Source organism: Candidatus Kuenenia sp., assembly GCF_027493735.1.
GTDB lineage: Bacteria > Planctomycetota > Brocadiia > Brocadiales > Brocadiaceae > Kuenenia > Kuenenia stuttgartiensis_A.
In genome coordinates this window covers 76,741-100,381 of sequence record NZ_JAOSKF010000004.1, presented here as the reverse complement: position 1 = coordinate 100,381, position 23,641 = coordinate 76,741, and the positions used below count along the sequence as shown (strand labels likewise).

Genomic DNA, 23,641 nt, shown 5'->3' with positions numbered 1-23,641 from the left:
GAGGTCTGAGGTCTGAGGTCTGACACCTAACTTCATTTCACCTTATTATAAAAGGAACAGGATTATTAATCATTTCAGATCAGCCAGCAGGGGTGTTTCAAATCCAGCCTGACGAAAATGATCATCAAACGTCAACACATTACGTATCCGTTTTTCTTTCATAACCACAAAAGAAAAAGCAGTCAACCAATCCCCATGATTTGTCGTGACTGCTCTTGAATAATGTCAAAGCCCGTTCCATGCCTTCTGAAGTAAACGAAATGATTGTTGTGGCTGCATCAGTTCTGATTCTTTCGATGGCTGAGATCACAGCAGCTCTATTCGGAGGCAGTGACAGGGAATTCGCAAGCTCAACCAGAACAAGGTCTGTAGTGACGAAACGCCCGGTAAATATCGATGCGGCAGCCAATGCATCAGGGTGACGGGCATCCTTCTTCCGTATCAGTGCAATCAGGTAGCTGGTATCCAGGAAGACCGTTTGCCTCATTTTCGGGGAGTACCATACAGATAATGATCATGCTGTTCGGCAAGATCGGTCGGCAGGTCATCGTCGAGGGCGCACTCCGCCAGTTCGGACAGAAGGGACACCCTCTTGACCGGCTTACGTACCTGCTTTTTTAAACTCTTTATGAACCTGTCGACTTCGGAAAGCATTGCAGGAGGCAATACATCGATTTGTCTCTTAAGACTTTCTGTCTTATTCATGAGATACTCCCGTGAAATTGTAGTGGAAAATAGGGGAAAATGGGGACACTTCCCATTTTCCTAACCCCTTCCATGCCCTTAAATAATCTTCCTTTAAATCCTTAAACCTTCAAACTCCGTATTTAATAATTACTGCACCGCAAAAGCCTGCCCTCATGGAAATGGGGGGGCGCAAAGAACGCAAGAGAAAACAGATTAAACACGGATTATTTTTGCCACGAATGAACACAAATATGCACGAATAAGCGCAACTATCAGCGCCTGTGTCAACACTCACAGCAATTTTTCAATTTCTTCCATATTCTTTGATATCTTCACTGCTTCCTTTATTGCTTCTAACTTCTCTACCAAAGATATATTATTAATCCGTTCCAAAAGCTTTAAGCCCTCAACCCCATACTTCAACTCCAAACCAATCTCTATTGCCTCTTTGAGCCCTTCAATCTTGCCTTCAATCTTGCCTTCAATCTTGCCTTTTTCAATAAGTTTCGCAGCCGTTGTCATTCCTAATTCACCTCCCCTCTCTGAGATATCTTTTATGGTATTTACAACCTTACCCACTTCTATCTCGGTAGAACTATATAGATACCGGATTACACTTTCCAAAAACCTTAACCCCTCTTCCTCTTCAAAATACTGCCTCCCTATTTCAAAGAAGCCCTTTAGATTACGCTCCAATTCCCTTTCATCGAAAACATTCTTCATAAGCAATAAGGCTATCTCCAGAGAAACCTTTCTAAACACCTTCTGCTTTATCTCTTCATTACTAAATTTTGACAGGTCGGTAAGCAGATATTCAAATTCCGGAACAAAACGACAAAATATCTCGTCTATTCCTTCAAAATAGTCACTAAATCTCCGGACTTTCCATAGTTCTTTACCGTGATACAAAATCACGGGAATTACTGGTATGAGTTTTTCTGTCTGCTTAATATTCGCTTCCCATATCTTTAAAAGATATTTTAATAACTGGAGGTGCGGGCATGTTACAGAATAACTCTTATGCTCAAATAAAAGGGTTATCTTTAGCTCTTTGTCTTTACAATAACAGGTATAGACAATATCTGAAAAATGTTCCTTAAGTTCCTCGTCGATATATGAGTTATTATCCCGTGTCAAAGTGGATAAATCCAGCTTTTTAAAAATTTCCGGGGGAAATGTCCCCTTAAGAAAATCGATTACATTTTCTCGTATAGAAAAAGTCTCTTTGAAGAATTTATCATGGGGATTGAAGATTTCCATATCCGTATTTAAAATATTCAATTATCATATCCTTAAAGTTTTTATACATTTTTCCTCAATCTCAATCTATTCACCTTTCCCCTCAAACCTCGTCTTATCTGCCTCTCCCGCATAGGGACCCTGCTTCACCTCAATCATTTCAGTTGGCTCAAGCATGGTGAATCCATGTCCACCGGAAGCAAGGAGTATGATATCGCCCGTTTCAAGAATACGCGAATCATGAAAACCCTGATCATCCGTATAGAAATCAACCTTTACCTTACCGCTTTTGATAAAGAGCACTTCTTGCGTATAAAACACCTCACGTTGAATTTTATTATGGACGTGTGGGGCTATCTTGTATCCGGCTGGGCGGTTCATATAGGCAAGCTGCTGGGAGAATTCGTTTGGGGTAAAGAACTCGATTCCCTCCTTGCTGTAATCTGAGCGGATGATTATTGCGAGGAGTTTGTTTTCGCAAAAGACCCTATCAATAGCCTCTCTCATATCTTCTTCCTCAGTCAAACAATAAAATCAAGATAATTATCCCTGAAGGGATGCTTGTAGTCATCTTTATTGTTCAATTGTCATTCCCTTCAATTTCTGGCTAATTATTTTGTCACTAAGGCGCTAAGACACAAATAGTTTTCTTACTACAGAGACAGACAAGAACAAATACCAAATAACAAATTTCACAACACTTTAGTTTTTTGAAAAGACTTAATAAAATCAAGGATTCCGGGTTTTATAGAGTAAGAAGCTTTTTCGTATTAAAACACACCCCTAAATCCCCTCTAAAAAGAGGGGCCGGGGGGGTGTTATAAGGAAGCAAACTTTTACCACAAACACTGTACTATATATGTGTGGCAAATCTTTTTCAAAAAACTAAAGTGTTACCAAATTTCAAATTATCTGCTCTGTAAGTGCTTTTTCTATAATCATTCTCTATATGATAAATCACAAATTCCAAATAGTTTCCTTATTCCGATTTTTAATGAGGCTTATGCTTTTTTTAGCAACTCAAAATACTGTTCCCTTGTCATACCAACTGTTCGCATGTTATTTTTGATTATTTCAATGTCTATCTCGTCATACTCTGGAATAACTACAACTCGCTTTGCTCCAGGGTATGTCAGGATGTGATGTGAGCCTTTTTTACGTTTATATGTACAACCAAACATCTGGAATATCTTTAAAAGCGTTTTGTAATCTACAGGGTTTATTCTCGGCATCAGGGCACCGATATGACCGATTTCTCAAAACCTATAATTTCACCTTGAGGGGTTAACTCGCCTCCCTTTATTTCAAACCCACACTCAAGTAAATATTCCTCAAGTGTCCCCATATCTTTCATTTCTTCAAATTGTATGTTTATAACTTCTAAAAGATTCTTCCTTGCTTCCTCAGGAGTTTTCCCCTGTGAAATAAAGTCCATTTCGGGTGCTCGTGCTAAAAACCAGGATCCTTTTTTCCATACCTCAATAATTAATTGCAACTTCATAAATGAACCGCCTCCTCTCTCTATTTTTTGCAAAATCAAGCAACATGCTATACATGTGCCTCTATTTCACGCCTGATCGCAACATAATGTTGATAGTCATTCGCCCATTCGACAAAATCCTCGGAGTCTTCCAACTGTCCCTTGCTAAACTTGTCGAAAAACTCCTCCGATGTCATACGGTACCGAGTTCCAAAAATGCTGAGACGCTTAGCTATAGCCATAAGAGCATCTACAGGCGAATCATACTCAATTCTTTGTTTCCACATATTTCCTCCTTCCGGAACAGCCATTTTGAGAATAGATGTTTTCTCTCACAAATTAAAATCTACCGATATTTTATGTTTTTCTTGACTTACCCTATCATAAGAGTAAATGAGAATGTTTGTATCAAGAAATATACTCACAATACAATCATCCTCTATAAATATCTTCCTATACTTTTCTCATGTTTGTAGCAAGATAGGATGCCATAACAGATATTAGCTCCGTTAGGAGCGACCTGTCTGCCGACAGACAGGCCTGTTTGCATATCAATCATATCCAGGTCGCTCCTACGGAGCTAATCGTATCTTAACGATTAATTGCTACAAACAGTACGCCCTTAATAGGGCTTAAATTTTCAAAACACTAAATTGATACAGTACTACTCCTGGCGGGTTCAAGTTTGCAACTTGAACCCCACGTTTTATATTGTTACTGACTGCTAATAGGGGGGATTTAGCTATTAAATACATAGAGCACTATTCGCCAAATAAACTATGGGTTCAGGTTACAAACCTGAACCCGCCCGCCTGAGTGTGTATTTTTCTGACATTACCTTTTCTGTGCTTTAAACATAAAGTGGCAATATATTCTCTGCCCAGGATAGACATTCTCTGAAAGTTCTTTTAAGTTGGTAAAATATAAAATCTTTATGGCAAATTCCGGCATTTGTGATGCAATTTTATAACTAAAAGTTTCGGGAGAATAGTGACGACTAAAGGGTTCTTTATACTTATCATCCCGCCATAAGAATTTTGCTTCTTGTTCCACTTGAATATTTCTTGTATCGCACCAAGGGCTAGTTTTTACAAAAGTTATGGTATCGATATATAAAGGGATAATTCCTACCCTCCCCCCCCCTCGCAAAATACGACCTGCTTCACGTGCAAATCTAACATCCGCTTCTCCTTGAAAGCATTCAAAGGCACAATGCAACGTTAAGACATCTGCAAAGGCATCAGCGAGCGGCATGTTTCCAGCATCACCCCCTATATCATACCCATTTATCCCATCGGGATAGGTCAAGTCCTGCCTGTAAGCCTTCATACCTTTTTTACGTAAAACCTTAGCCAGATTACTTCCTGCCGCTGCAATATCAATTAGAATATCCTCTCGCTTCACATCAAGGTGCTTTAAGGTAAGATAGTGTTCTAAAACCTTTTCAATTCTAACATCACCAATCCTTTATAGGTATCTACTATAGAAGGATATTTTCCCATCCACTGCTCGAAATCCCCTATATCAATTTCTATTTCTTCTATTTCAATACCAGATTTTTTAAAACGCTCACAAAATTCTTTCGGATCAAATTGTTGTTCCCAATAAGAGGCTTTTTCATTTTCTGTGGCATGATAAAAATCCTGAAGCTGAGAGCGAACTTGAAGTTCATGATCCAGTTTCTTCTCAACGATAGATTCAACTAACGTTTTGATGCGAGATTCAAAAAGGATTTTGTTTTGCTTTTTATCAATTTTTTCAATGTATTCATAAAAAATAGTTTTCTTTTAAAATGTATTTCAAAAGTTCAGGATCTTGTTCTGCTTTCTTCCTGTGAAAGGATTTCCCCTCTGCATATGCCTTGTTTACTCGCCTGACTATAGGATGTTTATGTGAAGCTTTATTGCTTTTCCAAAACAAGAAAAATCTGATCATCTTTTTAATATTCTTCCAAATTGGAAAAGGTGTTTGATTAGACGGTTGCGAGAATATATTGGACAATCCATATTTGGCTCGTATTTCAGTGTACGAGTCCGATATGCCCTGATTAAATGCCCTGCGGCAAAAATAGTCAACCGACAACCTTTCAGATGGAACCCAGTGAAAGACAGATGCCTTGGGCTCATATAGAGATTTATATCCCCTTCCCTTAATTACCCTGGACAAGGCGGTCTCTCCATCTCCTCTGTACTGGATTAATTCCTGCGGCATACCGTCTGGGTGAAATCCCCCACATTCAAATAAAACAGTTTTACGAATTGAATAGTTACAACCATAGACGTAGCCAGGAGAAATAATTTTGGTTTCATCGCCAAAATCCAAAAGGCTCAAATACCCAATGGTCCAACCCCACTCAACTTTACTCTTAAAAAGATTAATCCATTCAGGTATCTGACCTTCCCATTTGGGAAGGATTTTACCTCCCACTAATACAACTTCTGGATCCTTAAATGCATTTTGAATCGCACTTAACCATTCCTGAGAGGCAATTATATCATCATCAGCGTAAACTAAAATTTCCCCCTTTGCCTCTTTGGCTCCACGGTGACGCCCAACATGAAGCCCGGGTTCTTCTTCAAATATATACTTGATTCGATTTTCATGCTGTAGGTTCAATTTGTCAACAATTCCCCTTGTATTATCCACAGAGCCGTTGTCGATAACAATAACTTCATAAAATTCTGGTTTTAGAGTTTGCACTAAGATGCTTTCTAAGGCATCTTCCAAATAATCAGCACGATTTCGGGTTGGAATAATAACGGATAAAAACACTCTTAAATCCACGCCCAATATAAATTTGGAAGCTGTTTTTCTTTTTTGGCTATTGGGACGATTTTTTCCTGAACAACTCTTTGGACTCCTTCAGCCCAGCCAATGTCGTGGAAAACTACTATGGCATTACGATCCAAGAATGGTTCCCATGAGACCCAATCTTGCAAACAGCTTTCGTAAGAATGATCGCCATCAATAAAAAGTAGATTAATTTCCCCTTGAAAGGTCTTTGCAACATCAACAGAATTGCCGCGTAATGGCTTAATCAAATCCTTAAAGTCCTTCGTGTTAAATATAAATTCATTATACGTATCTCGTTTCCCTTCTGTCATTGAGTCGTTTTCCCAAGTATCAATGCAGTAGAAAATATTAGTTTTTTTACTACAACCCCAGGCTAAAAAGCACGCACTTGCGCCAAGATAAGAACCAACTTCCACCATTACCATTCCGTTCTCTAACTTTTTACTGAGGTTGTAGAGCACTAATTTCTCGTCCTCCGTAAGATGAGTAACTATTTGATTGTATTTACTATTTCTAATTTTTCGTAGTGCTATTATTTTAAATATCTTTTGTAGTGCTTTTCTCAAGTTCATTTATCTCTAAATCTAGGTTTTTTTCCAATGACATATCATTATGCCTGTGGGTTTATTTTTTTCTAAATTTATTTTATTTAATAATTTGTCAAAGAAATGGGCTAACTTAATCGTTAAAGACTGTAAGCGATTTATACGTTTATTTTTTATAGCTAAGTAACTAATACCTAACATTCTCCTGAATAGCATTTCTATGTTTTTATATCCTCGTCCATCAAATATTTCGTTTGAATAAACAACTTCTTCTACATTCATTCCAACAATTCCAGCATACTTCAAAAGCGTTTTTTCAGAGAAATAATATGTGTGCCTTGGGAATATCTTCAACATCCGAATATTTTCCATAAAGACTTTCTGAATTGGTAACTAAGAATATAAAAGAACCCCCTCTTTTTAGTATTCTATTAACTTCAGTAAAATAGACTATAGGTTCATACAGATGTTCAAAGACAGCCCATGCTGTAATCATGTCAAAATAATTTGATTTATAATTACAAGAAGGCAAAGGAGCATTCGTGAAGGTTATATTTTCATAATTAACCTTTTTAGAAAAAGTATCACAACCATATAATTCCCAGTAGGGATGTTTGTCATAAAAGAAATTTAGCCAATCCCCTCTCTAGCGCAGCCAATATCAAGCATTTTCCCATGATTATTTATATTACCAAGATAACTGTACTGGTTTTTATAACGTTCATGATGAATTTTACTATCTCTATTCTCGTGATAATCATGCGGATAGAACTGAGACATTGATTCATTTGTTGGTCTTGGATCAAGAAATACTAAACCGCAATTCATACATTCAACCACTGAGAATTCGTAGTCGTGTTGCCATAGCCATGTATCTGGTTTCTTGTAACGTTCAACAAAGCGTTCTGAACCACATAAGTCACATGATACAAACTCTAAATCAATTAACTTTTTTGCCATCCTTTTGATTGTTCTTGTTTGATTATAAAACCTTTTATTTTTAGTTTTCTATCAATTAGTTGAAGAGCGAAGGAAATTAACGATTAATTACACTATTGAAAAAGGACATAAGGAACTTTGAATCATAGTGACCATCATTTCCATACCAATGAACTAGAAGTAGTCCATAATAAAATCATAGTCATTAAAAGAAAAGCATATAAAATTTGATCTGCAAGAAAATTTCCTTAAAAAATATACACAATATTTTGCCAACTAATTAGTATATGAACCCTTAATAGTAAAATTTTCAGGATTAAAATTTATATGCCCGTTAACATAAACAACTCCATGCGTGCTATGTGGAATATTTCCTGACCCATATACATCGGCAGGTTGAACCTGAAACGCAATTGCACGTTCAACAAAATCCACCCACGTATTGTTGTCTTCTACCAAAGACAAACTAACAAAGTATGTACCTGGCAGTAAGGGAACACAGGGTATTTCAAGACAAGCAACACCAGAATCGATTGGTTTTAAAGAATTATTTTCTATTGGCGACATTAAATTATTTAAGGAGAAAATACGACGACCATTTCCATCTTCAATTCCGAAACCAAAGTAAGGGCATTTTATTGCACGACTACTTCGAAATCGAAAACATATCCTTAGACTTTCTCCCATCATTATCTTATTGAATTTGGTGTTATCTTTATTTAAGCACCATGCTTGTTTCAATGCGGGTTCTTTAGATCGTGATCGTCCAGGGTGCAAATTCAGGTCTACTTCAGAAGACTCAATATTCACTCCACTAGATAAATAATTTGAAATAACTGTATCAGGATTGTTGCTCAATATAAGTAAACCTTTTTGCATTAACAAGACCCTGCTACAAAGATTCTGAACCGAAGGCATATTATGACTTACGAATATAACGGTTCTTCCTTCTTTTGCCACTTCACCCATCTTCCCCAAACACTTCTTTTGAAACTGTGCATCCCCCACGGCCAACACCTCATCTATCACCAATATTTCCGGCTCCAGATGCGCCGCAACAGCAAACGCCAGCCGCACGTACATCCCGCTTGAGTAACGCTTCACAGGCGTATCCAGGAATTTCTCGATTTCTGCAAATGCCACGATCTCATCAAACTTCCTTTTTATCCCATGTTCCGGAAAGAAATTACTAAGGTCAAATTTGGCAAACACTTATAAACATTGATTCTGCGACTACATGTCTTTTGGAAGTCTTTTAATTACTGGCCGAAAACAACATTGGACATTCCAGGTTTTTCCAATAGCATTTGTGTGACGGCGGGAAGTTTCACGGCTTTCTTTAAGGTTTCACCGGTATTTTTAGCCTCAAGAGTGGCGATATCTATATCTTTGAACGGCGCATAGAGTTCCTTTGAGTTTAAAAAATCTTTTTCTCCTATTGCCTTTCGTTGGTTTGATAGATAACGGTTTATAAAATATGCCAGGATGCAGATAGTATAGACGGCTTTAACATGTGCCTCGGTATTGACAAAGAAGGGCCTGATTTTTAAGAACGATTTTACATTTTTAAAGACATCTTCTATTTTTGTCTTGTCCCGATAGGCTCTAACTATAGATTGGGGTTTTGCTTTAAACGCACCTCCATCTTCCCGTTCTGTATGGTTAGTGATAAAAACACATACGCCATCCAACAATCTATCTGCGGCTATAACATCAGTTAACAGCTTGATTTCTATTTTGAAACTTTTGACGGATTTGACCTGCCCGTTTTTCAGTCTATGGGTAACGGTGATGGACGTCAGAACAGGGTCTTCGAAATATTTATGAATCTTTAACCTTTTCAGCTCATCTACAATGCGGCTCTTTGTTGCGTCATATTGCCGGTCTCTTTGGGCATTTTTAAGGTTTTTATTCTCTTCTTTGAGATAATCCTTAAAAAAGGTTATTTTCTCGTCTCTATTATTGCGGTCTTCTATAAATAAAGTGGGATTAAAACCGGTAATAAAACGCTTGTTTCCTATGACGCCATTGTCATGGTAGTATAATTCATCATCATAGTTTAAAAACCCTTGCGGGATAGGTATATCGGAGGCGTCCTTATCTTCTATGGATAACCCATTAAGAGACTTTAAACTGACACCGCAAGAGGGTATCTGATTTCTATCCAATGCCGAGATGTATTTGAGTTTGGCTTCTTCTATCAAATTGGCATTGTCCTCAGAGATTATGCCTCTGTCAAATACAAGGGTGACGTTTTTATCAGTCAATTTGAATCTGGTTTTACAGGCATTGATATTCTGTTTGAGGGTTTTTACCTCAGCGGTGTTCCCGGGGAATACATCCCATTTGAAAGGATATCCCTCAGAGTTGATAAGAACACCCAGTAAGACCTGCCGCCTGCCATGACACTCTATTTTGCCCTTGCCAAATGCCGATAGATCACAGTTATATCCCACAAAGTAGGAAGTAGTTAGGTCGTAGTTGATAAATTTATAGGATTCCGGACGTTTCCAGAAGGTTTGGTTAAAAAGGTGGTTCTCTATAGATATTTTGTTTTTGTGTATTTTATCTAATTCATAATAGATTTTATCGTCATTTAGGCCTGAAAGATCAATTTTAAGAATGTCCTCCAGCGCGCTCTTTTTCGCCCAATGAGGAATGGAATAATGAGAACACGGATCGGTGCACCTGTTAATAGTCAGTATCTTTGCAATCATATTGGTAGGAAGGGCGCCTGCAGTGACATCGTAGTCAAAAGCCTGATCAAGCTGCCACTGGTTCCACAACTCATTAACAACGGCTATATCGAGATATGCCCTGCTTTCCAGGACTGCAACGTCTTTGAGCTGAGTCTGCAATTGATCTGTGTTTTCAACTGTTTTACATATCAGTTTGATTTGCTCGGCTTGAATATCGGAAAGTTTCCCGATGGGCCAAAGTATTCTTTTTCTGACCTTTTTGCCATCCCTGTAGGATTCGGCAATAGAGTAAGATTTATAGGTTTTCCCTTTGTATTTAGAATCGCTATAAGTAAGGTGCATAATGTAGTCCCAATATTCTTTGACTACACTATCATTAATAAAATATTTTGTCAAGTCAGTATTTATAGGGTTATAAAGGATTTGTATTAATAAATAGGCCATTTATTCTGCGACTACATATTATTTTGAATTTGTGGAAACCCGCTTAAAATAAGGATTTTGTTGAAATCTTTCCGGAAAGGGGGTTTTATTTCTGCCTTTGTCATGCCAAGAATGGCGCCATTGAGATAGACGTTTTCCCTGCCGGTAAGTTCCGGGTGAAAACCCGTTCCCACTTCAATATGTATAATCATGAACTATTTATAAATTTATTTGCATTTAATAAATCTTTTTAAATCACAATTCAGCAACTGAGAACAAAGACGGCAAAATTGCATTGTTAGACAATTACTTAAGTGGCTTCTGTAAAATATACGATATTTGGGTGGCCCACTTCGGCGTATCTTTGCACACTGCATCAACAAGAAAAAATGCTAACCCAAATGTAAGTCTTAAAAATATGTTATGTTGAGCTATATGTGCCAATAGCCCAAAATATGAATTTGTATAATTAACTCCAATTATATCAAAGGCATTAAAATATTTTTCGCACATATAGGACGAAAACCTAAGATAATCATTCGGCATCATATGCATTTCAAAAAGCCATGGGCTGGAAACGAACGCTTTCCCGCCTGGCTTTAAACACCTATATATCTCTCGAATAGCACTTTCAGGATTTAGTGTATGCTCAATAACAGAAACACAAATAATTCCACCTATAGTATTAGACTCAATTTCTTTCATATTTGCCAAGTCTGCCACTAGGTCTATCTGCGGACCATCAATTATATCTACATTTAGATATTTACCATTTTTGTAATAATTTTTAAAAATTCCGTCAAATCCTCCTATATCAAGAACATCCCCAGTTATTTCTACAAGAAATTGGGGTTTTAATCTATTTATGTTTTGCCGTGCTAACGTAACACCATTTATATATTCTCCAAGACGCCGCAAAATACGAAGGTAGGCATTCTCTTTAGTTAAAATGTAATTACCAGGTTTATAGATTCTAAACCATGATACAAACTCTAAATCAATTAGCTTTTTTGCCATCAATAAAATCATAGTCATTAAAAGAAAAGCATATAAAATTTGATCTGCAAGAAAATTTCCTTAAAAAATATACACAATATTTTGCCAACTAATTAGTATATGAACCCTTAATAGTAAAATTTTCAGGATTAAAATTTATATGCCCGTTAACATAAACAACTCCATGCGTGCTATGTGGAATATTTCCTGACCCATATACATCGGCAGGTTGAACCTGAAACGCAATTGCACGTTCAACAAAATCCACCCACGTATTGTTGTCTTCTACCAAAGACAAACTAACAAAGTATGTACCTGGCAGTAAGGGAACACAGGGTATTTCAAGACAAGCAACACCAGAATCGATTGGTTTTAAAGAATTATTTTCTATTGGCGACATTAAATTATTTAAGGAGAAAATACGACGACCATTTCCATCTTCAATTCCGAAACCAAAGTAAGGGCATTTTATTGCACGACTACTTCGAAATCGAAAACATATCCTTAGACTTTCTCCCATCATTATCTTATTGAATTTGGTGTTATCTTTATTTAAGCACCATGCTTGTTTCAATGCGGGTTCTTTAGATCGTGATCGTCCAGGGTGCAAATTCAGGTCTACTTCAGAAGACTCAATATTCACTCCACTAGATAAATAATTTGAAATAACTGTATCAGGATTGTTGCTCAATATAAGTAAACCTTTTTGCATTAACAAGACCCTGCTACAAAGATTCTGAACCGAAGGCATATTATGACTTACGAATATAACGGTTCTTCCTTCTTTTGCCACTTCACCCATCTTCCCCAAACACTTCTTTTGAAACTGCGCATCCCCAACCGCTAAAACTTCATCTACAATCAGTATCTCCGGCTCAAGATGCGCCGCTACTGCAAAAGCAAGCCGCACATACATCCCGCTTGAGTAACGCTTCACTGGCGTATCAAGGAATTTTTCAATTTCTGCAAATGCCACAATCTCATCAAACTTCTTTTTAATCTCTGCCTTTGTCATGCCGAGAATGGCGCCATTGAGATAGACGTTTTCTCTGCCCGTTAACTCCGGGTGGAAACCCGTCCCCACCTCAAGCAGACTTGCTACTCTGCCCTTGATTTTAACGCTACCCGTGGTTGGTTCTGTAATTCTGCTTAATATCTTTAATAACGTAGATTTACCGGCGCCGTTACGTCCAATTATGCCAATAACCTCGCCCTGCTTGACCTCGAAGGAGACGTCTTTGAGCGCCCAGAAGTCCTCGCGGGAAGGATTATGCGCAGAGGGCAGGGCGCAGGGCGCAGGGCGCAAAGAGCAGAGGGCAGAGAGCATTCTATTGCCCACCATTCTCGCCTTGTCGGCAAGGACGTCACGCAGGGCAGTGTAGCTGCCATTTTGCTGGTGGCGGATGGTGTATTTTTTTGAAAGATTTTCGACTTTAATGACGGTGTGACTCATAGTTCAACTCCCAATAGCATAGCGGAAAGCGCATGGCGCAGAGAGCAGAGTGCATGGCGCAGGGCGCAAAGGGCGGAGCGCAGGGCGCAGGGCAAAATAAAAATCATTTTAAGGATTTTTGAAAGTTGGTGATTTTTCTGCATAAATGATCCAGGCCTTCTAATAGTGAATCCATAGTTACTTGATCGATAAAACTTCTTCTTTGTAATAATATCAGGATATTTGCATTTTCAAAAGTTGATCGGCGAGCAATATTAAGGAACTGACAAAATTCCTTGTCTGAATTTGAACCGCTTCCTTCGGCGATGTTGTTAGACATACTCATTCCGGCTCCTCGAAGCTGTTCTGAAAAACGGTAGAGTCTTTTTTTATCAAGCTCGTCAGCAATATCAAAAAGCTTATCGGCAATCTCTATTGCCATTTGCCATATTTCCATATCCTGAAATCTGAATCTAACCATCTCACTCTCCTGGAGCACAAAGCATATATTGTGCCATGCTCTATGCTCTATGCTCTTTGCTCTATGCTCTTTGCTCTTTGCTCTTTGCGCCTTGCTCTTTGCTCTTTGCTCTTGCCCTTGCTCTTTGCTCTATGCTCTTTGCTCTTTGCTCTTTGCGCCTTGCTCTTTGCTCTTTGCTCTTTGCGCCTTGCTCTTTGCTCTTTGCTCTTTGCTCTTTGCTCTATGCGCCTTGCTCTTTGCGCTATGCTCCTTGCGTCCTGCCATACACATCGTCACACCTAACAATGTCGTCTTCCCCAAGATATTCACCATTCTGCACTTCAATTATTTCAAGGGGTATTTTGCCGGGGTTTTCAAGCCGGTGTATCGTTGATTTCGGTATATATGCCGATTCGTTTTCATGGATAAAACTCTCCTTATCACCGGTAGTCACCTTCGCGCTTCCTTTTACCACCACCCAGTGCTCTGACCGGTGATAATGCATTTGCAGGCTGAGCTTTTCCTTCGGGTTTACTACGATCCGCTTTATTTTATACCGCGGGCCATTTTCAAGCACGGTATAGCTTCCCCACGGCCTGTAAGTAGTAACATGTTCAACGGCCTCCGGTCTTGAATTTTCCCTGAGTTTCTTTACGATGTCTTTTACCTTTTGCGCCTCTCCCTTTTTTTGCTATCAGTATGGCGTCGTCCGTTTCTACCACAAGGCAGTTTTCAAGGCCTACGGTGGTAATGAGTCTTTTTTTGCCCAGGAGAAAGGAGTCTTTTGTGTCTATTGCCATAACATCCCCCTGGAGCACATTGCCATTCGCATCCTTGTCAAGAATATCAAATAAAGAATCCCACGAACCGACGTCGTTCCAGTATAAATCAAATGGCAATGCCACAACCTTGTCTGATTTTTCCATAACAGCATAATCGATAGAGATATCGGGCATGTGTTGAAATTGCAGCAGCATTTCTTCATAACCCAGATGGTATATTTCAGTTATTTCTGGTGCATACCTCTGAAGTTCTTCCATTATTGTTTGTATACTAAAGGCGAACATGCCTGAATTCCAATAATAGTTGCCCTCATGGATATATTGCTTTGCCGTGTCTCTGTCAGGCTTCTCCGCAAATCTTTCCACTTTAAAGAATTTTTTGGCACAATTCCCTGAAGATTGATCGCTGAACTTTAAATACCCGTAACCCGTCTCGGGCTTATCCGGTTTTATACCAAAGGTTACAATATAACCTTTTTGGGCAATCTCTTCTGCATGCCTCACCCGTTCTGCAAATGCTTCCGTCGGTTTTATGATGTGATCGGAGGGGGATAAAAATATTATTTCATCCTCCGTGCACCTAAGTATTTCTTTACAGTATTTCACTCCGAGCGCTATTGCGGGCGCTGTATTCCTGCTCAAAGGCTCAAGTATCGTGTGTGCGCCGGAAACAGAGCCATTCATACCTGGCAGAGAATTCAGCGCCGAAGAGACATGAAATTGGTAGTTATGGTTTGTTATGACAATAATGTCCTCCGGAGAAACAGCGCCCAGAAGCCTGTCAACGGTTTGCTGTAAAAGGGACATACTTCCGTTCAGTTTTAAAAATTGTTTCGGGAAATTATTTCTGGATAAAGGCCAAAGCCTTTCCCCTCCTCCACCGGCAAGGATGAATGTTTTCATGATACGATAACCTCAGGTATTATTGATAAAGAATGCAATCTCTCTTTATGCCCTTTGCACCCCCGCGCTATGCCCTTTGCGCCATGCGCCCTGCTATATCACATCTGCAAAGGTTTTTTCAGTTTTGCGGAAATACCAGAAACCGGAAATTAGTATAGTTGCAGTCAGCACAAGCGACAGCAGAAAGCCCGGCCAATAAAACTTTACACCCGCTCCTAAGATAGCCCACCTGAATCCATCTATAACTCCTACCATCGGGTTCATGGAATAAACCAATTTCCACTTTTCGGGAATGAGGGCGCTGCTAAAGCCAACCGGTGAGATATACAGGCCAAATTGTATAAAAAAGGGAATAACATACCGAAAATCCCTGTACTTCACATTCAAGGCAGAAATCCAGAAACCACAACCAAGGGCAACAAGCAGCGCAAGTGATAAAAACAACGGGATGGTTACGATCCGCCAATCCGGGATAAATTTATACCATATCATGAGCACAAACAAGATTGAAAATGAAATAAGAAAATCCACGAGACTCACAATAACGGCGCTCGCCGGAATAATGAGCCTGGGGAAATAGACCTTGGAGATTAAATTTGCATTACCGATAAGAGAACTGCTGCTTTCCGATAAAGAGTTTGCAAATAATTGCCAGGGCAACATCGCCGCATACACCATAATGGCATACGGGGCACCTTCTGACGGGAATTTGGCCAATTTCCCAAATATAACGGTAAATACGATCATGGTCAGAAACGGCCTTATGATACTCCAGGCGATTCCTATGACTGTTTGTTTATATCTCACGAGCACATCACGCCATGCAAGGAAGGCGAAAAGTTCGCGATATTTCCAGACGTCAAGCCAGTAATGCTTTACGCCCCGCCCGGGCTCTATTATAAGGTCATATTCTATATCTGTGTTCTCGTTCATTTATTTCACTCTCGTTGTCCTGACAACTTACTATAGTATTGGTACGAAAATACCCCTCACCCAGACCCACCCCCCACAAGAGGCGAGGAAACTTTTCCTCCCTTGACGGGAAAGATTAAGGGCGAGTGGTGTATTTCCACGCCCTTTTATGGGCCTTTGGCTCATGTGAGTTTACCCTATAAATACTTCTTTCCCCCTGTTCCCCATAACACGAGGACGAGTTTCACGAGGATACGGTTGTGTAAGTATTTTACTTCCTATTTATCCTCTTCTTCAAAAGGAGGTGAAAGAGAGGTGTCGATTTGGTTGCGGCGTTGCCACGCTAGGTATTACTCATCACTATTAACTAACACCCTTCTTTAATTTTCTCATACAAAGAAAAATCGTGGTTTGTGTAGTTAAAGCCTTTGTCCCTTGACACCTTCATTCCTTCACCAGGCGGTTCTAATCCCAAAACCTTCATGTCGTAATCTACCATTATCTTGACAAGTTCATCGAACGTTGTTCTCGGTTCCCAACCAAGGTTTGTCCTTGCTTTCGTAATATCTGCTTTCAGGTATTCGACCTCTGTCGGCCTGAAATATTTTGGATCTATTTCTATAACTACATCTCCGATAGATAAGTTTGAGGCGGAGGAACTGATTATACCTTTTTCATTTACGCCCTTGTCTTGCCATTCTAGTTCAACGCCGGCATAGTGGAAAGCATTTCCTACAAACTCCCTCACTGAATAACTATCGCCTGTGCCAACGACATAATCGTCTGGCGAATCCTGCTGGAGCATTAGCCACATCATTTCCACATACTCAGGGGCAAATCCCCATAAGCGCTAACTTGTTTTAGGTGCGCTCGAAGTATTTTGATATCTGTGTTTTTCGGATTCTTGTATTTTCTGCTAAAGAACAAGCAATGTCATTCCAGCACTTAAGAACTTCCTGTAATGATAACGCTGGTTCTATAGCCCGTTTTACTTGATTAAGCATAAAAGCAAATTCACGCCATTTGCTTTTAGTCTTCTTGCTTGACAATGAAGTATCCCCAGGGGGAAAAAGACGTAGCAAAATCTATTAGTTTTTCTGTCAAAAGAGCAACGAATAGTTTGCCATAAAGCCAAGCTTTTGAGCTATCATCATCGTATTTAGGTAAGTGTCCAAATTGTGCTATTTGTTTAAATCTTTTAAAGACCAGTTCAATTTGCCATCGAACTCGATACCATTCTAAGATATCAAAAGCGGTAAATTGATTTTCAGGAAACGTTGTGAATACTATTACGTACTTGGCATAAATAAGGGTCTCCGGTTTTAGTTCAATGCCCTTTTTGCTTGCATGTCTTTTAAGTTTTTTATGAGCTATTTTAATGGCTTCTTCTGTTTTGCGTATTATACAAAGACGACCTTTGACATATTCAGTATTATCAACGTTTGGAATAAAAACGTTCCATGATTTTATAGCAAGGGGTCTTTTTAAATATTGGATTTCTTTCAATAAAGGAAAGGGTTTCTTTTCTTCGCCGAATATCCGTAGAGATTGCGAATTAACTCTAACGCTAAGATAAGCGCCTTTCCTTGTTGCATGATGAATTCCTTGGCCAGTACAGTAACCTCTGTCAGCTATAATATAATCATCTTTTTCATCGGAAACTGCCGAAAAGATTCTCCTGTGCCTTCTCCTTCAGTTCCCGTAAGTTTAAAGAAATCGCAAGATAATGAAGGAACCTCAATACTATAATGAATGCGCCAAAGACTTCCTGTTTTCCCAGGTTCCTTTACTGTTGTTGCATCAAATAAGCGAAGATGAAAATTATTCCGTTTATTAATTTGGAGGCCACGCTCACGGAATAAAGATAAACATAATTTATATAGCCATTCTTTGCTCTTTTTTAATCGCTTTAATAAGGCAACATCGGATAAATCTGCTAAGTTAGCACGCTTGGCTCGAACTACTGTTTCACGCAATGAATAGCCACATCCTAAATGAATTAATAATGTTCGAAGAAGCTTTTCTTCAGATTTATCCTTGCGCAAGCCTTTTAAAGCATTTGTATCAACGGCTAAACTTTTCCAATCGTTTGGGAAGAAAGTTCTTAGAAGATCCCAATCTTCTCTCATCATGGCTTTATCCTCCTATAGAGTGATTAGCGGGATAATTAACATAAAAATACCATGATGAATAAAATTTGTCAATAAAACAAGTTAGCGCTTATGGGGCAAATCCCCAATCCCTTTTTGCATTCAGATTTCCCAGATAGAGTTTTTTTTGGTTTCCGGCAAGGATATTGGCAACTGCCCTGGTTATTTTTTTGGTTACAAAGGTCTCTCCTCTTCTCGGTGATTCATGGTTGAAAAGTATCCCATTGCAGGCAAACAAGTTGTACCCCTCACGATAATTTACCGCCATCCAGTATGCATAGACCTTTGCAGCCGCATAGGGGCTCCGGGGATAAAATGGGGCATTCTCATTTTGTGGAGGAGGAGAGGCGCCAAACATTTCTGAAGAAGAAGCCTGATAGAACTTTGTTTTTATGCCGCTCCTCCTAATTGCCTCAAGAAGCCGTGTCGTCCCTAATGCTGACACGTCTCCGGTATATTCCGGCATATCGAAACTCACCCTTACATGGCTTTGTGCCCCCAGATGGTATATCTCCTCTGGCTGGATGTTGTAAATAAGACCGGCAAGTTGTCCTGCATCAGATAAATCACCATAATGGAGAAATAATCTTACACCGGAAATGTGTGGATCTATATAGAGGTGGTCGATCCTCCCCGTGTTGAAGGTACTTGCCCTGCGAATGAGACCATGGACTTCATAACCTTTTGACAGAAGGAATTCAGTAAGGTACGATCCATCCTGGCCAGTGATTCCGGTAATAAGGGCGCGTTTCATATCTTTTTGTTTATTTCCTTCCATAATGGACTTTAACTATATGATAAAAAATGTTACTAAAATCGGAACGTTGGCGAATTATCACATCCCCAATTTTTGCCACTAAGGCATTAAGACACAAATAGTTTTCTTACCACAGATACAAACAAATTCCAAATGACAAGTATCAAATTCCAAAAACATCACATAGGGTCAAGTCTTGATTCTTGACATTTCCACTACCACTCAAGACTCTGCACCATCATAGTCTTTGGTTAGCTACCACAGTTTTAGAAAAACAGGGACAGAATTCCTGTCTTCTTGACACCATCATTATCAATTACAAATTTGAATCCTAGACCCTAAGTTTTCCAATCATAAGGTATCAACTTTATCTCTTAAATAAATTGGTAATCTTTCTTATTTTTAGTCAATACCGATACATCCATCGTAAGAACTGTGGCTGCAATTAAAACATCTGCAATCGGCAAGGGAGCATTCCAGATTTTTTGTAAATTTTGGCGGCAATTTTTCATAGCCATAAGCTAACTCCTTACCCACCCCTAACCCCTCCCAAGAAGGGATTCCAAGTATTCCCCTCTTGGAGGGGTTAGGGGTGGGTTCACGTTATAATGAATAATTTTAAATGCTCTCTTCATGAATTTACACACATTCAAATAAAATATCCGCCATCGGCTTTCTTTTTTACAAAAAATCGGGAATGCACCCACATAAAAAGTACTCGCCCGCTTTTAACCCCGACTCCTCAAGCATGGGTCTCATGTCCTCATCCGTAGTACCGGGATATGTAGTAGATTCAAGGACAATAAGCTGTCACTTACAAATATTTCCGGCAATGGTCTTCGTTGTGCTAAAGACATATGACATATCAGGTTCACGGTATTTGTCCAGCGGTGTCGGTACACAGATGATGATACAGTCCATAGCCGATAACTTAGAAAAATCCGTGGTGGGGGTGAAATGCAATCCTGTGCCCGTGATCCGTGAACTATCAATATGTTTAATATATACTGTAAGAGTTTATAAATAGGGATTTCTAGAATTACATTTAACTTCTGTTTATATAGATAGTTATAGCATTTCTGGAATCACATTTTGTGAACCCCTCGAGTATAGTTTTTGCCCTGACTCAGTAATTTTACTTTTTCAGGATCAATGTCTAAGCCTGTAACCTGAAACCCTGCCTTGCAGAATTCAATGACCAGCGGCAATCCAACATAGCCGAGTCCGATGATACCAATATGCGCCTTTTTTGATTTAATCTTTTCGATTAGTTCCATAGTTATTTTGTTTTAGCCTCGCGATTACAAAAGATATAGTCAAAAGTGCAGTGCGGGTTTATGCAATGCGGGCAAGGATAAATACATATAAAAAATAACATTTTAGCTTTTTGAAAAATTCACAGGATAGAAAAAATACCATGTAGCCCCGGTAGGGGCGGTCTGTTTGTAGCACAATAAAATTCAATAGAATAAATAGCTCCGTAGGAGCGGCCTGTCCGTATTCAGGCAGACCTGTTTATATGGATTTACAAGAGACAGGTCGCTCCTAATTGCAGAGACAGGTTTCAAACCTGTCTCTACGATCTGTTATAATATTCTATTTTGCTACAAACAGGCTGCTCCTACGGAGCTTATAGGTAATACATTTTTCAAAAAAATAAAGTGTTACGATAAAAAACAACTCACAAATCTCAAATAATTTCTCTATTGATCATATGCATTCACTTACATACCTGCCAGCAGGCAGGCTGTCGCGCCTGCTGATTTAATTTACAGGGACTTCGTCCCTCTCAGTTACATGAATAACTTATGTAACCAGTTAACGGATACAGCATAAATCTGGCAGTCAGAAGTCAGCAGTAAGCAGTCGACAATTTGCCGGGCACCGAGTGCTACGGCATCTTAGAAAATTCCAGGGCTTTATGCCATACGCAGCCAAAAAGAGTTTAACCACAAAGGGCTTGGCGCGGCCTTTGGCTGCAACCAAATTCGAAATACGAATATCGAAATACGAAACAAATTCAATTGACAAAAAACGTAACACTTTAGTTTTTTGAAAAATTCCGTAACTATTCAGCGTAATTTATAAAACTACCGGAGATCAGAACGCAACTCGTTCCCAAACCTTGTACTGAACATAGTGAAGTATCTGTTTGGGAACACAATTGCACAGGAAACGTTGTTTCCAGTGAGGGGCTGACTTTACAAATTACAAACTGTCTTAACCCTGTGATTTTATTCCCTATCTATCAGTAAACAGGCGAGAAACCGGAGTTTCTCGAACAAATGCATTCCCAAACTGGAGTTTGGGAACGAGCCGTGTATCGTTTACGCTGAATAGTTACAAAATTCCAATAATAACATTGTTTTGCCGCACGGTGCAGGGGGTGAAGCATTTGCATGTCCGGGCATGAACGCATTTATGCCAGTTATTTTGCAAATGCTTGGCCCCTACGGTCTCAAAAAACTAAATTGTTACCAAAACCCCAATACTCCAAACTTGTATAGCGTTTCATTAAAATATCTACATTGATACCGTCATTGTGAGCGACAGCGAAGCAATCTTAAGTCTTTTAGGAACAAGAGATTGCTTCGTCGCTCCACTCCTCGCAATGACATTTTTTGTAACACTTTAGTTGTTTGAAAAATTCCCGAGATAGAAAAAATACCATGTAGCCCCGTCAGGGGCGGTCTGTTTGTAGCGCAATAAAATTCAATAAGGTAAATAGCTCCGTAGGAGCGGCCTGTCCGTATTCAGGCAGACCTGTTTAATATGGATTTACAAGAGACAGGTCGCTCCTACTTGCAGAGACAGGTTTCAAACCTGTCTCTACGATCTGTTATAATATCCTATTTTGCTACAAACAGGCTGCTCTTACGGAGCTTATCGGTAATACGTTTTTCAAAAGACTAAAATGTTACCATTTTTTTACGTACACATTTTAACGAAACGATGTACTATTAGAGACGCACGGCCGTGCGTCTCTACTAATCTATACCTTACGGTTATGTCTTTTGAAAAAACGAGTATTAAAAACAAAAAGTTGATGGATAGTAGTACAAAGAATACAGGACACAAGGGGCACGAAGAGAAACTTACAAAAACCATGAATAATCAATTGATATACCAATATGGTTTAATAATTTCAAATTTATTGTAATTGGTTATCTGACTATACGTTAGTAATAATAGGGGTTTCAGAGTATGGTAAATTGGGCAAATAACAAAAGGATAGGCCTTTTTTATATTTGTTTTTCTTTGCAAAGTTTGCAGAAAATCAAACGCGGCTTGAAAGCATTGTGATTTGGGGGATTATATTGACAAGGATGAAGCACACGATAAACGAATGCCTTTTTTTCTATTGTATTATGGTGCAATATTTGCGCACGAATTGGGGACACTTCCCATTTTTCATAAACTTGCGAACGGATTTAAAAAGAGTATTTCAGAACTTCTAAGGTGCCTTTTTTGGTAACACTTTAGTTTTTTGAAAAAGTAAGGGCGAAGCTTTTGCCAGTTTAGGTATGAACACATTTATGACAATTTACAGCAAATGATTCACCCTTACACTATGCGGCAAACATCACTACTGTTAGAATTTTTCAAAAAACTAACCAGTGCTTATTTTTCCTCTTGGGGGTATTGTACGTAAAACATCTTGTTGACTAACCCTGTCAGGGGTTGTTTCTTTTTTTCACGGTAGCGGTAGATTTCAATAACCTGTTTCTACGTTACTATTCTAAACCCTACGTGATTGCTTTTTTTGCAAAAATCTGGAACGCTTCCGTTGCGTAACTATTCAGCGTAAACCATAAACCGCTCGTTCCCAAACAGATACTTCACTATGTTCAGTACAAAGGTTTGGGACAAGGAGCACTACCTGATTTTTTTTGTAACTCGTTTGTTGTGATTGGGGCAAACAATGCTGCAAGCCTGTCCCCTTGCAGAGAGTGGAATATGTCTGCGGAGAAATCTGGGAAGGGGTTGCTAATATGAATAGCCATAAGTTTTTCTTCTCATTCCTACGTTCTGCGAGGAATTCTGTTTATAATATGAATAGCATAAGTTTTTCTCTCATTCCTACGTTCTGCGGGAATGCATGTCACGAAACAGGGTAAAATTGTCCATTTGACCAGCCTGCGGAGCGTGGGAAAGAGAGGTCAAATTTTTTTTTATAATAAAGTGGTAGTTGAATCGATGGAGAAATCCAGTCCACCCTGCACCCCGCCAGCGGGGACATAGTTTGAACAACAGGCGCATTCCCGATTTTTCCTTCCGGTTTTGGTGTACTAATTGTACACAGGCAATTTAAAAAGAGTATTTCAGAACTTCTAGGGTGCCTTTTTGGTAACGCTTTAGTTTTTTGAAAAAGTAAGGGCGAAGCTTTTGCCAGTTTGGGTATGAACACATTTATTACAATTTACAGCAAATGATTCACCCTTAC

26 protein-coding genes and 2 pseudogenes are annotated in these 23,641 nt (G+C 39.1%); 1 reads left to right on the top strand and 27 read right to left on the bottom strand.

What is annotated here, in order from left to right:
* Window positions 1-139: 139 nt before the first annotated feature.
* The 26 genes and pseudogenes from M5U24_RS03725 to M5U24_RS03600 form a co-directional block, all read right to left on the bottom strand.
* On the bottom strand, window positions 140-487 hold the full coding sequence (locus M5U24_RS03725; protein WP_164994704.1) for a PIN domain-containing protein: 348 nt from the start codon (window positions 485-487) through the stop codon (window positions 140-142).
* On the bottom strand, window positions 484-705 hold the full coding sequence (locus M5U24_RS03720; protein WP_164994703.1) for a hypothetical protein: 222 nt from the start codon (window positions 703-705) through the stop codon (window positions 484-486). The genes M5U24_RS03725 and M5U24_RS03720 overlap by 4 nt, the downstream gene beginning before the upstream one ends.
* 273 nt (window positions 706-978) lie before the next feature.
* Entirely contained in the window at window positions 979-1,968 is a 990-nt protein-coding gene (locus tag M5U24_RS03715) for an Rpn family recombination-promoting nuclease/putative transposase (protein WP_164994702.1), read from the bottom strand.
* 45 nt (window positions 1,969-2,013) lie between these two features.
* On the bottom strand, window positions 2,014-2,433 hold the full coding sequence (locus M5U24_RS03710) for a hypothetical protein (RefSeq protein ID WP_164994701.1): 420 nt from the start codon (window positions 2,431-2,433) through the stop codon (window positions 2,014-2,016).
* Window positions 2,434-2,927: 494 nt separating this feature from the next.
* Complete coding sequence (locus M5U24_RS03705) at window positions 2,928-3,158, bottom strand: type II toxin-antitoxin system HicA family toxin (protein WP_164994700.1); 231 nt, start codon at window positions 3,156-3,158, stop codon at window positions 2,928-2,930.
* The gene (locus M5U24_RS03700; RefSeq protein WP_164994699.1) at window positions 3,158-3,460 is read right to left on the bottom strand and encodes a hypothetical protein; all 303 of its coding nucleotides are present in this window, start codon (window positions 3,458-3,460) and stop codon (window positions 3,158-3,160) included. The genes M5U24_RS03705 and M5U24_RS03700 overlap by 1 nt, the downstream gene beginning before the upstream one ends.
* Window positions 3,461-3,474: 14 nt before the next feature.
* Window positions 3,475-3,693: an antitoxin TumA gene (gene tumA, locus M5U24_RS03695; protein WP_298201593.1), complete on the bottom strand. Its 219-nt coding sequence runs from the start codon at window positions 3,691-3,693 to the stop codon at window positions 3,475-3,477.
* Window positions 3,694-4,240: 547 nt separating this feature from the next.
* Window positions 4,241-4,810: a methyltransferase domain-containing protein gene (locus M5U24_RS03690; RefSeq protein ID WP_164994698.1), complete on the bottom strand. Its 570-nt coding sequence runs from the start codon at window positions 4,808-4,810 to the stop codon at window positions 4,241-4,243.
* Between the two features lie 363 nt (window positions 4,811-5,173).
* Complete coding sequence (locus M5U24_RS03685; protein ID WP_230405788.1) at window positions 5,174-6,190, bottom strand: glycosyltransferase; 1,017 nt, start codon at window positions 6,188-6,190, stop codon at window positions 5,174-5,176.
* Window positions 6,181-6,765 (bottom strand): class I SAM-dependent methyltransferase, encoded by a 585-nt coding sequence (locus tag M5U24_RS03680; RefSeq protein ID WP_164994695.1) that lies wholly within the window; start codon window positions 6,763-6,765, stop codon window positions 6,181-6,183. The genes M5U24_RS03685 and M5U24_RS03680 overlap by 10 nt, the downstream gene beginning before the upstream one ends.
* Window positions 6,766-6,783: 18 nt before the next feature.
* Window positions 6,784-7,116 carry a hypothetical protein gene (locus M5U24_RS03675; protein ID WP_298201591.1) on the bottom strand — a complete coding sequence of 111 codons (333 nt, stop codon included), beginning with the start codon at window positions 7,114-7,116 and terminating at the stop codon, window positions 6,784-6,786.
* 258 nt (window positions 7,117-7,374) lie between these two features.
* Window positions 7,375-7,704, bottom strand: a complete 330-nt coding sequence (locus tag M5U24_RS03670) for a hypothetical protein (protein WP_298201589.1) — start codon at window positions 7,702-7,704, stop codon at window positions 7,375-7,377.
* 255 nt (window positions 7,705-7,959) lie between these two features.
* The gene (locus M5U24_RS03665) at window positions 7,960-8,895 is read right to left on the bottom strand and encodes a Wzt carbohydrate-binding domain-containing protein (RefSeq protein WP_164994693.1); all 936 of its coding nucleotides are present in this window, start codon (window positions 8,893-8,895) and stop codon (window positions 7,960-7,962) included.
* A gap of 47 nt (window positions 8,896-8,942) precedes the next feature.
* Window positions 8,943-10,826 carry an IS1634 family transposase gene (locus M5U24_RS03660; RefSeq protein ID WP_164994692.1) on the bottom strand — a complete coding sequence of 628 codons (1,884 nt, stop codon included), beginning with the start codon at window positions 10,824-10,826 and terminating at the stop codon, window positions 8,943-8,945.
* An 11-nt stretch (window positions 10,827-10,837) separates the two neighbouring features.
* Window positions 10,838-11,017 (bottom strand): hypothetical protein, encoded by a 180-nt coding sequence (locus M5U24_RS03655; protein WP_164994258.1) that lies wholly within the window; start codon window positions 11,015-11,017, stop codon window positions 10,838-10,840.
* A 94-nt stretch (window positions 11,018-11,111) separates the two neighbouring features.
* The gene (locus M5U24_RS03650; RefSeq protein ID WP_164994691.1) at window positions 11,112-11,822 is read right to left on the bottom strand and encodes a methyltransferase domain-containing protein; all 711 of its coding nucleotides are present in this window, start codon (window positions 11,820-11,822) and stop codon (window positions 11,112-11,114) included.
* An 88-nt stretch (window positions 11,823-11,910) separates the two neighbouring features.
* Window positions 11,911-13,254, bottom strand: a complete 1,344-nt coding sequence (locus M5U24_RS03645) for an ABC transporter ATP-binding protein (RefSeq protein ID WP_164994690.1) — start codon at window positions 13,252-13,254, stop codon at window positions 11,911-11,913.
* 103 nt (window positions 13,255-13,357) lie between these two features.
* A complete protein-coding gene (locus tag M5U24_RS03640) occupies window positions 13,358-13,714 on the bottom strand; it encodes a four helix bundle protein (RefSeq protein WP_164994689.1) in 357 nt (118 codons plus the stop codon).
* A 129-nt stretch (window positions 13,715-13,843) separates the two neighbouring features.
* Window positions 13,844-13,978: a hypothetical protein gene (locus M5U24_RS03635; RefSeq protein ID WP_261345353.1), complete on the bottom strand. Its 135-nt coding sequence runs from the start codon at window positions 13,976-13,978 to the stop codon at window positions 13,844-13,846.
* Window positions 13,956-14,351, bottom strand: a complete 396-nt coding sequence (locus M5U24_RS03630) for a cupin domain-containing protein (RefSeq protein ID WP_298201626.1) — start codon at window positions 14,349-14,351, stop codon at window positions 13,956-13,958. Before M5U24_RS03630 ends, M5U24_RS03635 begins: the two co-directional genes overlap by 23 nt.
* Window positions 14,308-15,378, bottom strand: a complete 1,071-nt coding sequence (locus tag M5U24_RS03625; RefSeq protein ID WP_298201583.1) for a mannose-1-phosphate guanylyltransferase — start codon at window positions 15,376-15,378, stop codon at window positions 14,308-14,310. The genes M5U24_RS03630 and M5U24_RS03625 overlap by 44 nt, the downstream gene beginning before the upstream one ends.
* Window positions 15,379-15,471: 93 nt before the next feature.
* On the bottom strand, window positions 15,472-16,311 hold the full coding sequence (locus M5U24_RS03620) for an ABC transporter permease (RefSeq protein WP_164994687.1): 840 nt from the start codon (window positions 16,309-16,311) through the stop codon (window positions 15,472-15,474).
* A gap of 346 nt (window positions 16,312-16,657) precedes the next feature.
* Window positions 16,658-17,128 (bottom strand): annotated as a pseudogene (locus M5U24_RS03615) (GDP-mannose 4,6-dehydratase); the annotation flags it as partial.
* Window positions 17,129-17,319: 191 nt separating this feature from the next.
* A pseudogene (locus M5U24_RS03610) lies at window positions 17,320-18,422 on the bottom strand (IS4-like element ISCku3 family transposase).
* 88 nt (window positions 18,423-18,510) lie between these two features.
* Window positions 18,511-19,218 (bottom strand): GDP-mannose 4,6-dehydratase, encoded by a 708-nt coding sequence (locus tag M5U24_RS03605; protein ID WP_230405762.1) that lies wholly within the window; start codon window positions 19,216-19,218, stop codon window positions 18,511-18,513.
* Window positions 19,219-19,571: 353 nt separating this feature from the next.
* Entirely contained in the window at window positions 19,572-19,715 is a 144-nt protein-coding gene (locus tag M5U24_RS03600; RefSeq protein WP_164994685.1) for a type II toxin-antitoxin system VapC family toxin, read from the bottom strand.
* Window positions 19,716-19,954: 239 nt separating this feature from the next.
* Here M5U24_RS03600 and M5U24_RS03595 point away from each other — a divergent pair, with 239 nt between their 5' ends.
* Window positions 19,955-20,224: a hypothetical protein gene (locus M5U24_RS03595; protein ID WP_230405761.1), complete on the top strand. Its 270-nt coding sequence runs from the start codon at window positions 19,955-19,957 to the stop codon at window positions 20,222-20,224.
* 58 nt (window positions 20,225-20,282) lie between these two features.
* On the opposite strand, the gene M5U24_RS03590 is transcribed toward M5U24_RS03595, so the two are convergent.
* Window positions 20,283-20,474 carry an NAD(P)-binding domain-containing protein gene (locus M5U24_RS03590; RefSeq protein ID WP_205713381.1) on the bottom strand — a complete coding sequence of 64 codons (192 nt, stop codon included), beginning with the start codon at window positions 20,472-20,474 and terminating at the stop codon, window positions 20,283-20,285.
* Window positions 20,475-23,641: the final 3,167 nt, after the last annotated feature.